The sequence below is a fragment of the Paenibacillus sp. FSL P4-0184 genome (assembly GCF_038004625.1).
Taxonomy (GTDB): domain Bacteria; phylum Bacillota; class Bacilli; order Paenibacillales; family Paenibacillaceae; genus Paenibacillus_AQ.
Genome location: NZ_JBBORN010000001.1, coordinates 356,557 through 368,970 on the forward strand (window position 1 = coordinate 356,557; position 12,414 = coordinate 368,970).

At 41.8% G+C, this 12,414-nt stretch carries 11 protein-coding genes; 5 read left to right on the forward strand and 6 right to left on the reverse strand.

Annotated features, from left to right (window positions below):
* The first annotated feature begins 77 nt into the window (after positions 1–77).
* Positions 78–1,709 carry an MDR family MFS transporter gene (locus MKY52_RS01455; protein ID WP_445671005.1) on the forward strand — a complete coding sequence of 544 codons (1,632 nt, stop codon included), beginning with the start codon at positions 78–80 and terminating at the stop codon, positions 1,707–1,709.
* Between the two features lie 75 nt (positions 1,710–1,784).
* Here MKY52_RS01455 and MKY52_RS01460 read toward each other — a convergent pair whose 3' ends face one another.
* Positions 1,785–2,252 carry a MarR family winged helix-turn-helix transcriptional regulator gene (locus MKY52_RS01460; protein ID WP_042186061.1) on the reverse strand — a complete coding sequence of 156 codons (468 nt, stop codon included), beginning with the start codon at positions 2,250–2,252 and terminating at the stop codon, positions 1,785–1,787.
* 216 nt (positions 2,253–2,468) lie between these two features.
* Between MKY52_RS01460 and MKY52_RS01465 the strand changes: the two genes are divergently transcribed.
* A complete protein-coding gene (locus MKY52_RS01465) occupies positions 2,469–3,965 on the forward strand; it encodes an amidase (RefSeq protein WP_042186059.1) in 1,497 nt (498 codons plus the stop codon).
* A gap of 32 nt (positions 3,966–3,997) precedes the next feature.
* On the opposite strand, the gene MKY52_RS01470 is transcribed toward MKY52_RS01465, so the two are convergent.
* Complete coding sequence (locus MKY52_RS01470; protein ID WP_341049415.1) at positions 3,998–4,597, reverse strand: TetR/AcrR family transcriptional regulator; 600 nt, start codon at positions 4,595–4,597, stop codon at positions 3,998–4,000.
* Positions 4,598–4,763: 166 nt separating this feature from the next.
* On the opposite strand from MKY52_RS01470, the gene MKY52_RS01475 reads away from it, so the two are divergent.
* Both MKY52_RS01475 and MKY52_RS01480 read left to right on the forward strand, forming a co-directional pair.
* The gene (locus MKY52_RS01475) at positions 4,764–5,651 is read left to right on the forward strand and encodes an ABC transporter ATP-binding protein (RefSeq protein ID WP_341049417.1); all 888 of its coding nucleotides are present in this window, start codon (positions 4,764–4,766) and stop codon (positions 5,649–5,651) included.
* Positions 5,648–6,460 carry an ABC transporter permease subunit gene (locus tag MKY52_RS01480; RefSeq protein WP_341049420.1) on the forward strand — a complete coding sequence of 271 codons (813 nt, stop codon included), beginning with the start codon at positions 5,648–5,650 and terminating at the stop codon, positions 6,458–6,460. The genes MKY52_RS01475 and MKY52_RS01480 overlap by 4 nt, the downstream gene beginning before the upstream one ends.
* Positions 6,461–6,555: 95 nt before the next feature.
* On the opposite strand, the gene MKY52_RS01485 is transcribed toward MKY52_RS01480, so the two are convergent.
* The 4 genes from MKY52_RS01485 to MKY52_RS01500 form a co-directional block, all read right to left on the reverse strand.
* On the reverse strand, positions 6,556–7,518 hold the full coding sequence (locus MKY52_RS01485; RefSeq protein WP_341049421.1) for a glycoside hydrolase family 43 protein: 963 nt from the start codon (positions 7,516–7,518) through the stop codon (positions 6,556–6,558).
* Positions 7,519–7,621: 103 nt separating this feature from the next.
* On the reverse strand, positions 7,622–8,533 hold the full coding sequence (locus MKY52_RS01490; protein ID WP_042186041.1) for a carbohydrate ABC transporter permease: 912 nt from the start codon (positions 8,531–8,533) through the stop codon (positions 7,622–7,624).
* Between the two features lie 54 nt (positions 8,534–8,587).
* Complete coding sequence (locus tag MKY52_RS01495) at positions 8,588–9,466, reverse strand: carbohydrate ABC transporter permease (RefSeq protein WP_341049422.1); 879 nt, start codon at positions 9,464–9,466, stop codon at positions 8,588–8,590.
* Positions 9,467–9,545: 79 nt separating this feature from the next.
* A complete protein-coding gene (locus tag MKY52_RS01500; protein ID WP_341049423.1) occupies positions 9,546–10,790 on the reverse strand; it encodes an extracellular solute-binding protein in 1,245 nt (414 codons plus the stop codon).
* A gap of 275 nt (positions 10,791–11,065) precedes the next feature.
* Here MKY52_RS01500 and MKY52_RS01505 point away from each other — a divergent pair, with 275 nt between their 5' ends.
* Positions 11,066–11,971 (forward strand): ArsR/SmtB family transcription factor, encoded by a 906-nt coding sequence (locus tag MKY52_RS01505; RefSeq protein WP_042186035.1) that lies wholly within the window; start codon positions 11,066–11,068, stop codon positions 11,969–11,971.
* Positions 11,972–12,414: the final 443 nt, after the last annotated feature.

Here is a 12,414-nt window from a genome sequence, read left to right on the forward strand (position 1 = left end):
TGATAGTTTGGCTACCTAATTATTAAGACATGAATTCCCAAACTACAATATATAGAAGTTAAAGGAGAGGAACAGCTCTGGAGCATCTTACGCAAAAGAAAAAAGTTACAATTATGATTGCTTTAATGGCGGCTATGTTTTTCGCAGCAATCAACCAGACCATTGTGGGTACTGCAATGCCCCGAATTATTGCGATGTTAGGAGGCATTGAACATTATACTTGGGTAATTACCATCTATATGCTCACCTCTACAATCGCTACCGTACTTGTCGGCAAATTATCCGATATCTATGGAAGAAAACCATTCCTCTTAGCGGGGATCGTTATTTTTATTATAGGCGCTTTCCTGTCCGGATTGTCGACAAATATTTTCCAAATGATCACTTATCGCGGGATTCAAGGTCTTGGCGGCGGGATTCTAATGTCGGCTACCGTAACCGCTGTAGGTGATTTGTTCGCTCCTAGAGAGAGAGCCAAGTGGACTGGAATTATGATGGCCATATTTGGATTCTCTAGTGTAATTGGTCCTACCCTTGGGGGCTTCATGGTAGATCACATGGCTTGGAAATGGATCTTCTGGATCTTCTTGCCTTTCGGTATCGTGGCTTTCTTTATGATTTGGAAAATGTTCCCTAAAACTGCACGCTCCACTTCAGAATCCATTGACTACTTAGGCTCTATTTTCCTTTCCCTTACCATTGTTGCACTCTTGCTCGGCTTTTCATGGGCGGGTACAAAATATGAATGGGGTTCCCCAGAGATTCTCAGCTTGTTCGGGGCATCTATTCTCGGAGTTATTATTTTAATTCTGATTGAACGAAAAGCTAAAAGTCCAGTATTGCCATTATCCTTATTTAAGAATTCCATCGTAACCATCTCCATGGTTGTCGGCTTCCTGATGAATGCTGGTATGATGGGCGCAATGATCTATCTGCCATTTTTTGTCCAAGGTGTAGAAGGTGTCTCCCCGACCAACTCCGGATTCATTAATATGCCGATGTCATTAGCAATGATTGTACTTAGTACGCTAGTGGGAAGATGGATCTCCAAATCAGGTAAATACAAGCGTTATGCCCTGATGGGTATGCCATTTATGGTTGTAGCCATGATCATAATGGCCTTTATGAGCAACATTGCGATGGCCGTAGTCAGCATGATTGTCTTCGGGATTGGTTTAGGACTATCGATGCCTGTATTTACCTTAACCGTGCAAAATGCTGTAGCTCCCTCCATGCTAGGGGTTGCTACTGCTACAAATACTTTGTTCCGTAATTTAGGCGGAACCATTGGTATCGCTATTATGGGTACCATCATGAACACTACATTAACGAATAAACTAGAGGCAGCAGTGTCCTCTGGTAAGGGTCCAGATTTAACCAAACTTGACCCTGAATCCGCTAAACAGCTTTCCGCATTTATGAATCCGCAAATGCTGCTAGATCAGCCTAAGCTGAAGGAACTGCACACAACGCTGCCAGAGCAAATCCAGCCGCTCTTCAATCAATTGATTGAGATGCTGCGAAACGCACTAAGCGATTCCCTGACGGTTGTATTCTTAAGCGGCACGGCACTGTTAGTCATTGCAGCATTGCTTGTCCTGTTCCTTAAAGAGATTCCGTTACGAAGTGGTGAGAAAAAAACAGAGGTAACTGCAGAGGGAAAAAGCGAAGGCAAAAACCTTGAAAAGTCAGTACCTGCTGCACACTAATCACAAATAAATATACATTAGAGATGTCCGTAAACAGCTTTGGCTGTGCGGCATCTCTTTTTTATGTGAAGGAGATTAGGATTCGGTTGGTTGATCGTTCAATTCTTCGAAATAATCGTAGACTTCGTTTAACAGCTCCATTAACGAATCTGTCTTTTCTCTACCCATATAATCTATCATGCCTTTAAAGGTATTTCGGGATTTCGTCACGGCCATTTCGGCCAAATGCTCTCCTTTTTCCGTAAGCGTGATCTCACTGATTCGGCGATCCTGGGCATCGGCAGAACGCACTACATATCCCTGTGCAATCAGACTATTGACCATCTGTGTAACCGTAGGAGAAGTGACTTTAAGAAACTTGCTGATATCGGATACGGTCTGGCCCTTCTTCCCTTCCCGTTCCTTGCCGAGCTTTAAAGAAACCAACATCCGAACCTCACTTGGCTTCAAACCCCAGACTGTAGTTTTACGCCAATTCATCCTGGCAAATTGCTGGAAAGCTTCCATTAGTCCATCAACATTCTGATATTTATCTTCGTTCATCAGTACACCCCATAAGATCCATTTAACACTAAGTATAGCCTAATCGGGCTTAAAAAAGAATTGATAGATGTCAGATATCCATTTTCAAATCATTACTATCGAGATGTATAATGGGATCAGAAGAAAGGGCTTGGTCGTCCTTTACTGACGATAAATGATACATTGTTATATATAAAATACAGGCAATTCACGCCTATTCGAAAGAGGTTATCTATCATGTCCTTTTCTTATTCTACATATGACGCTCTAGGGCTTGCTTCGCTTGTCAAAGCACGTGAAGTCTCCCCTCGTGAGCTTGTCGAAGCCGCTTTCGCTCGGCTCGATGAAGTTAATCCAGTTCTTAATGCGGTCGTACGTACTCGTAGAGAAGCTGCTCTTAAGGAAGCTGACGATATGCCTGTTCATGATAGCACTCGCCCGTTTGCTGGCGTTCCTTTTCTGCTCAAGGATATCTCCCAAGCTATCGCTGGAGAACCTCTTACTTCGGGTGCCTTGCTTATGAAAGACAATATTGCCAGACGTGACTCGAACTACGTAGCACGAATCAGAAACGGAGGATTCATTCCGCTTGGACATACGAATACACCAGAATTCGGTCTCAAAAACATTACCGAGAACGTCCTTCATGGCCCGGCACGTAATCCGTGGAATCCTGAATATTCCCCCGGCGGTTCAAGTGGTGGTGCAGCTGCGGCGGTAGCTTCTGGTATTGTTCCGGCAGCGGGTGCTAGTGATGGTGGCGGCTCGATCCGTATCCCTGCCTCGTTCACCGGCTTGTTCGGACTGAAGCCCACCCGTGGACGTACTCCAGTAGGACCAGGTGTCGGTCGTCAATGGCAAGGCGCTTCTATTGACTTTGCATTGACAAGGTCCGTACGCGATAGTGCTGCCATGCTGGATCTACTACAGGTTGTGCAGCCAGAGGCTGCTTTTCAAACACCTCTATATCCGGGCGTCTACTTAGACGATCTATTCAAACCAGCACAGCGAAAACTACGCATAGCGTTCACAACAGCTTCTCCAGTAGGCACTCCTGTAACGAATGAAGCAGTCATTGCTGTGCTCAAAACTGTGAAATGGCTCGAAGCTGAGGGGTATGAAGTTGAAGAAAAGCTAAGTCCAGTAAATGGTGTTAGGCTGATGGAGAATTACTATACGATGAATACTGGCGAAGTGGCAGCGATGTTCGTATCGCTGGAAAAAATGATGGGACGTTCCATTACTTCCAGTGAAGTCGATATCGTTACTTGGGTCCTTGGGGAAGCCGGAAGAAAAGTCTCTGCGGCAGAATTTGTGCATAGTCTGGATGAATGGGATATTGCAGCCGCTCAAATGGCAGGTCTGCTTAACCGCTACGATCTGTATATCACACCAACAAATGCGGATTCAGCTCCTAAGATTGGCGAGTTAACGCATAGCTCTGCTGAAATCGAAAAACTGCTGCATGTACATGAGTTGCCGAAAGAGGAACAAGAGCGAATGATTTACGCTATGTTTAAACCAAGCCTAACCTACACACCGTTCACCCAGCTCGCCAATTTGACGGGTCAGCCAGCTATGAGCGTTCCCGTCCATATGTCGCAAGAGGGTCTACCGTTGGGGGTACAGGTAATGGCTGCTAAAGGCCGGGAAGATTTACTGCTTCAGCTTGCAGCCCATCTTGAACAATCCGAGCTGTGGGTAGGGATGACAGGGAATCCGCTCTTTCCATGATGAATTAGAGGGAACAGGCTGCAAAGCTCACGCTACTCCTGTTCCCGCCCGCAAATCCCATAAAAGAAGAGATGGATGGCTTCCTCCAGGAAGGCATCTATGTCTTCTTGTTTGCTGGCTTCATCTAGCATTTCCCCCGAACTTCGCATGTACATTCCCATAAATGAAAGAATCCCTTTGGTGGATACTTTATTTGAAATTTCTCCTCGTGCTTTGCCATCCTCCACCATCTTAACCATCAATGGTAAAACGTCGTTTGTATACCGTTCTTCAAGATAATGAAACATGTCCTGATCCTCAATCATAAGCTCCTTCACAGTCGTGGGAGATAATGAACTGTAGGTTTCTCTCTCCATCGTCATAATGTATTCAATAATCTCTTTTAGAGAATGCTCTCCATGAATGTAATCTTCAAATTCGCGAATGGCCTTCTCAATAAAATCCTTAAAGGCCTCACCAAGCAGTGCTTCCTTGCTGCCAAAATAATTATATATCGTCACCTGTGAGACACCTGCATCTTTCGCAATGTCTGCGATCCGGAGACGTTTGGGCTCGCAGTTCTTGAGCATCTCCATCGTAGTCTTCATAATTTTGAGTTTTATTTGAGCGGCTCTTTTCTCAAATCCATTCATGCTATCCACCCTTAACTTCATTATATAGTGCGCTTATTTAAATTTAATGAAATATTTATTATAAATTATTTCATAATTCAATTAACTTCACTATTCACTAGGAATAATATAACATATGAAATATCCAATTAGTAATAGTTCATTATTTTGCAGCGGGGGTGGCGACATGCTTGTAGTTGAAGGCTTAACCAAACGATTTTCGAATGACAAGGGAATCGAAGATGTTACGTTTACCGTAAATAAAGGTGAGGTATTTGGGTTTCTGGGGCCTAATGGCGCGGGTAAATCTACGACCATAAGACATATCATGGGATTTATGAAGCCGGACAAAGGTTATGCGAGCATCCATGGACTTGATGTATGGAAAGCACAAGGTACGGTCCAGAAGCATATCGGCTATCTACCCGGTGAAATCAACTTTTTTGACGGGATGACAGGCATTTCTTTCCTTAAGTTCATGTCTGGCATGCAAGGGATGAAGAACACTACCAAACGTGACCACCTGATTGATCGACTGCAATTTGATGCCGCAACACCGATCCGCAAAATGTCAAAGGGAATGAAGCAAAAAGTCGGTATTGTCGCAGCTTTCATGCACAATCCTGAAGTTATTATTCTGGATGAACCAACCTCGGGACTCGACCCGCTTATGCAAAAGGTATTTATAGATCTCGTATTGGAGGAAAAATCAGCCGGAACCACATTTCTAATGTCCTCTCACAGCTTTCAAGAAATTGAGCGCACCTGTGACCGAGCTGCAATCATTAAAGACGGACGTATCATCACTGTAAAAAATATCCACGAATTACAATCGATGCAGCGGAAGCTGTTTGAGGTTGTTTTCGCGAGTCGCGAAGATGCAGAACAATTCGCCGCCTCCGGCCTGCAAGTCGAGGCTCGTGAAGGGAATATGGTCCGCATTGCCGTTCAGGGTAATTACGATCGATTCATTCAGGAGACCGGGAAATATAATATCCGCAGTATGGATGTGTTCACGCAGAATCTAGAGGACATTTTCATGGACTATTATGACCGTGAGGGGGCCATGCAATGAATCTTCCACTCTATAAAGAAATGATGAGGGTGAACCTCAAAGGCATTATGAATTACGCCTTCGGTTCTGCCTTCTATATTCTGTTTATGATCTGGCTATATCCAGGGATCGCCGGAAGCACACAAGCCATTGACGACCTCATTAAAGCTATGCCCGAAGGTGTAGGTAAAGCCTTTGGGTTAAACAGCGGATTCACCAGTGCTGAGGCTTTTATCTCAGGAGAATATTATGGACTTATTCTGGTACTGATTTTATCCATTGTGTGTGTACAAATGTCGACACAGCTCATGGCTCGACTTGTGGATCGTGGCTCTATGGCTTATCTTCTGATAGCACCAACTACGCGGAGAAAAGTAGCTACCACGCAGGCGCTTGTACTCACAACAGCGTTGCTCCTGATTATGGGTGTAACCACACTCGCCGGCTTATTAGGTAAAGCATGGTTCCTCGGCAGTGAATATGAATTTAATAGCGGCCGATTCGCTCAGCTGAATAGCGTAGCGTTTTTATTGTTTTTTGCCGTGGGGGGACTTGCTTTTCTCGTATCCTCGGTTTGTAATGATGAGAAAAAAGCGCTTGGAATTTCCGGCGCTATCACCTTCGGATTCTTCACTCTGGATCTGCTAGGCAAAATAAGCGATAAACTGGAGGGGTTACGTTACCTGACCTTGTTCTCCTTCTATCAGCCTGGTAAAATCGTTCAAGGAAACGTGGAGATTATTCAGGTTTCTAGTTGGTTACTGTTGATCGGTGTTCTCGCTTTTGCCATAGGGATCGAACTGTTCAGACGACGGGATCTTCCATTATAAGATTAAGGGACGCTCCAATAGCATGTGGCTACTGGAGCGTCCCTCTTTCATATAGAAGAATATAATAAGCTTCTTCACACTAGAGAAGCATTATTTTAAGATTTCGTATCCGGTCTAGGGACACCAAAGTTTGGCGTTCCATCTTCATTCCACTGGATCACTTGCACACGCGCGTGCCGATTAGGATCATATAACGGGTCTCCCACAATTTCCTTATAGCTTCTAGCATGGAACACTAGGATATCCTGTGTGCCATCTTCTGAGACTGTAAAGCTATTATGTCCCGGTCCATATTGACCGTTTTCTTCAGAAGTTGTAAACACAGGTTCTGGTGTTTTGACCCATGATTTCGGATCCATTAAATCACTATTCTCATCAGCGGTTAACAACCCCATACAGTAGTTATGATCTGTTGCACTTGCCGAGAAAGTCATGAAAATACGTCCATTTCGCTTAAGAACTGCCGCACCCTCATTCACCAGGAAGCCGATTTTTTCCCAATCATATTCAGGCGTGGTGATGCACACCTGCTCTCCTTTTAACGTCCAAGGGTTTTCCATTTCAGAGATATACATATTAGAATTACCAGGGATATCGGGATCCTTTTGTGCCCATACGTAGTATCTAACCCCTTTGTGTTCAAAGGTGGTTGCATCCAGGGCAAAGGATTCCCATTTCGTTTTGATTTGACCCTTTTCCACCCACTCACCTTCTAATGGATTTACGGATGAATTTTCTATGGCAAACATGCGATGATCAAATAAGCCATCTTTCGTATCGGAAGTATGTGCTGCTGCAAAATACACGTACCATTTTCCATCAATATAATGAATCTCGGGCGCCCAAATATTGGCACTCATTAAGCCTGTTTCATTCTTAACCCAAATGGTCTTACCCTCAGCCTCAGCTAATCCCTGAATGGATTCAGAACGACGAAGCTCGATTCTATCAAACTCCGGAACCGAAGCTATGAAATAATAATAACCATCAGTATGTTTATAGATCCATGGATCTGCCCTTTGCTCAATAAGCGGATTTTTCGCATTGAATTCTCTCATGATGACAACTCCTATATCTCTCTTTATTTTTAATTTTATGGGTCACCAAAACACACCCTTCCTTATAAGAAGGCAAGGTGTATTTAAGCTATGTTCATTTGATCTACCCTTTAATACCTGAATTCAAGTTAATAGATTGAACGAAGTATTTTTGAGCAAATATAAATAACAGTAGGGTTGGTACGATCGCCAAGATTGCCGACCCCATTAATTGCCCGATCATACGATAGTTTCCGTAGATATCTTGTAGCAAGAGCAACCCAGCTGTGACTGGCATTTTGTCTACATCTGTGTACACGATAACCGGCCAGAGGAAGTCATTCCAAGATCCCGTAAAGGAGAACAACCCGCAAACAATCAGAATCGGCTTAACTAACGGCAATATAATTTGCGCGAAAATTCTAAAGTCACTAGCACCATCAACTTTTGCAGACTCATCTAATTCTTTTGGGATACCGTTCATAAACTGTCTGACCAAGAAGATATTCCCCATACCCGCAAGACCGGGAATGATCATTGCCCAAGAAGTGTTTACCCAGCCCAAGGAATCGATAATTTTATAAGAAGGAATTAAGTTAACTACACCCGGGAAAAAGGAGATCCCTAGCAAAGTAAAGAACAGTGTGTCTCTTCCTTTAAAGTTAATACGGGTATAACCAAAGCCTGTAATCGAAATCACAATAACCACCAGGATTGTGTGGGTTGTAGCAATAAACAATGAATTGCCTAGCCAACGTAGAATTGGGGCTGTAGAAGTATTGTTCAGAATCGTAACATAGTTCTCAAAGACCCATGTTTCAGGAAATAGTCTAAAGCCTGAAGAAACCACTTCCGTTTGTGATCTAAAAGACGTGGAAATCCCGAATATTACTGGAATAATCCAAATCACACAAAGGATAAGCAAAAAAGCATATGATACATATTTTGAAATACTGACATTGGATGATCCTTTTACTTTGCCTGTTCTATTTACAACTGGACGATTATCTAGGCCATTTACCGCCTGATTTGACATTATAGTACACCTACCTTTTCCATTTCCTTGTTAATCAGTTAGTTCCCGAGAACCTTATGTAGCATTTCGGTTCATTACATAATATTGCAGCGCTGAGATCACCAAGATTACTAATCCCAATAACACTGCCATCGCCGATGCCATCCCTGCAATGGATTCACCGTTACCGAAAGCTAATTGACGAATATACATCATGAGTACGTGTGTACTTTGTCGAGGCCCGCCATCAGTCATCATTAACGGTTGGCCGAATACATTGAAGGCTCCGGCAGTTGTCATAACAAAGGTATAGATTAATGGAAAACGAATAGATGGCAAGGTGATACTTGTGAATCTTTTAATTGAACCCGCACCATCGAGCTCGGCTGATTCATATAATTCTTGCGCAACGCCACTTAAGGAAGCACGATAAATAATCATGTTGCCCCCAATACCGCCCCATAGTGTGATTACAATGATGATAATCCACGCATACGGCTGATTTGCAGGCCAAGCAATTTGTGATCCGAATAGATTACCAGTAATCCCTAATTGCTTATTAAAGATCAAAAGCCAGATTAGTGCAGCTGCAGAAATCGAAATCAAGCCTGGAATATAGAGAATAGATTGAATTAAGCTCTTCATTTTAACTTTTTTATGTTCTAGTGCAACAGCAACCATTAATGGGATAACTATTAATAATGGAACAGAGAGACCCACAAAGATCAATGTATTTTTCAGACCTCTGAAAAATTGAGTATGAAACGTTGATTTGCCATCAAAAAGAATGGCCTTATAGTTATCAAAGCCTACCCATACCGGGTCACTCATTAAATTCCACTTTGTAAATGAAGCATAAATCCCATAAATCGTTGGCAATAAAATGAAGATAGCAAACAAAATGACGTGCGGACCTACAAAGAAGGCAGGTGCCCAGTTTATTTTCTTTTTCATAGGATTTCATTTCTCCTTTTGCACAAAGTAATGCACCACAGTACGGCACATTACTTCGTACAATCTATTCTATTTCGCTTTATTTCGCTGCACTGCTGCTTTCTGCGATCTTATCTTCTACAAACTTCTGCATGGTTGCCAAGGTCTCATCTAGATCAACGTTACCGCGAACGATATCTGCGCAATAAGTATCTACTGCTTCTGCAATGTATGGGTAGTACTCATATGTGTAAATGTAAAGGGATTCAATTTCCTTTTCATTAGAAGTAAAGAAGGATTGCATGTAGTTTTGGTATTCCGGGCTTTGGTTAACTACGTTACTTGCGACGTTTTGACCAGCTTTTGCCCATTCCATTGAGTTTGTACGCACATATTCTAAGAAGTTAGCAATCCCTACTTCTTTTTCATCTGTTCTCTTATCGTTCTTAAGCATAGCGAACAAGTGAGAAGAAGATCTATTCGTGAATTTATCAGCGGTTGGAGAATAAATGTTAGTCACACCAAAGTTCAAGCCTTCAACTCCAGCATGTGCGGTAGAACTCCAAGTTCCGTCTGTGGAGAAGAGTACGTTTTGGGATTGGAACATCAAGTAACCGTCTTCACCAAATGGAGTCATCAAACCAGCATCAGCAATTTTCTTAACGTCTTCAAAGGCTTGTTTAAATACTGGGGAGTTAACAGCAGGTTTGCCATCCACCTGAATATCTCCGCCCAAGTTTTGAATTTGAGCCAGGATAACCCATCCGAGCAAAGCATCATTAACTACATAGTCGCCTTCATCCAATTTACCTTGTAAGGAAAGCATTTCATCAATCGTAACAACGTTATCATCCAAGAAAGATTCAGCATTATATTTCTTGAGCAAATCTTTATTGTAATACATTACGTTACTGTGGATATCAAGAGGTACTGTGTATTGCGTTCCGTCGATGTTACCAGTGTTCCAAGCTTGTGGTAAGTAATTCTCAGCTTTTAGTTCAGGTTGTGCTGGCAATACAGTATCTTGCATGGATTCTAAGACACCTTGCTTAACAAACCCAGGTACACGGTCAGCGTGGATAATTGCTAAATCAGGGACACCTTTGCTGGAAGCCAAAACGGTAGAAATTTTTGTGTACATATCAGCTGTAATAACGTGCTTCACTTTAACTTCTGGATTCGTTGCATTGTAGTCTTTAACGATTTGATCCATATAAGCACCATCATCACCAGTCAGCGGTGTCCAGAACGTAATCGTCTTACTATCATCTTTACCACCACATCCTGCTAACACTGTCGTTAACATTAGAACCGTTGCTAATACTACTCCAAATCTCTTTTTCATTACTCTCTCCCCCTGCAGCTGTAATGTTAAGATAATCATTCACATTAACTTTGTTGGAAACGATTAACTTAAACTTAGTATACAGTTGCTTTGAAAGCGTAGTCAATAACTTTTAAATAAACTTAATAGATTTTTTTAAAACTTAGTTAACCTTTTAGTTCATTAAGACGAGATGAAAGCGATATATTATTTACTTCAGTTACCTTTCGTGTTACTTTATATAGAGATTAATAAACTTTACAGTATATGAAATTACTTTGAAAGAAGTGGATAAAATGCAATTGGAAATAGACAAGTCCTCTCTCGTTGTTTATGAAGCCTTGGCAAGTGAAGTACGAATAAAAATCATTCAGTTACTCTCCAAAAATAAGATGAACATCAAAGATTTGGCAGAAGAACTTAAAATAAGCAGTCCCATCGTAACAAAACACATTAAAAAGTTAGAAGATGCAGGAATCATAAAAACAGAAAAAGTTCCTGGTAAATCCGGAATGCAAAAAATCTCAATTCTTAGAGTCGACCATATTGAGATTAACTTCCCTAAAAAAATCTTTCATTCCTTTGCCTCCTATGAGACATCGGTACCGATTGGTCATTATACGGATTATGATCTGAAGCCTACATGCGGACTTGCCACAGAGAAAGAGTTTATCGGCAGAGTAGACGAACCTAAGTATTTCATGGATTCTAAAAGAGTCGATGCAGAGATTCTATGGTTTACCCAAGGTTATGTTCAATACAACATTGCCAATTTTCTGAAAAAAGATGAAACCTTGCAGCAATTTGAAATTAGCCTAGAGCTTTCTTCCGAATTTCCATTTGCCAATGACGTATGGCCTTCAGACATCACCTTTTCATTGAACGGCTTGGAATTAGGTACTTGGACAAGCCCTGGGGATTTTGCTGATGCAAGAGGTAAATTCACACCTGAGTGGTGGCCGCACAATATTAACCAGTATGGATTACTAAAAACGATTAGAATTACTAATCACAATGGAACATACATTGACGGTGACCCCATGTCTTCCGTTTCGATTGAGGATTTAGATACGACCTGTGACCGATGGACTTTCCGGATCGAAGTGAAGGAAGATGCAAAACACGTCGGAGGCGCGACAATTTTCGGAAAAAAATTCGGAAATCATGATCAAGATATCATGTTCAAAATGTATTACCTTTAAACTCTTCTAGTACGCACATGTATCAAGGTTGGTTCTTTCATGGGGGCGAACAACTAATTAGTATTTATTCTTCCTTAGCCCCCCCTATCTGTACTGTGATATGAACCAGCTATCACTTTCCCCTATCCATCTCTTTATCGCCCACTTCTCCCACCTTCTTTCACTTTCCACAACTCCAGTAGTAATCTGCAGTACTTTTCATACGCTATCCAAACCCAACTACCCTTTTATCAATAAAAATATAAATAGATTCATCGTTTCATAAATTTCTATTTGACTATATGCTAATATCATGCTTAAAATGGGATCAATATAAAACGTTTTCCACGATATGGTTTGTATAAACATAAAACAAATCCATTTTGATTTGTGAAAAACGTTTTTTTAGTAGTTCTATTGTAAGCGTTTTACATTTTTCGTACCGCCGCAATCTCTAATCAATA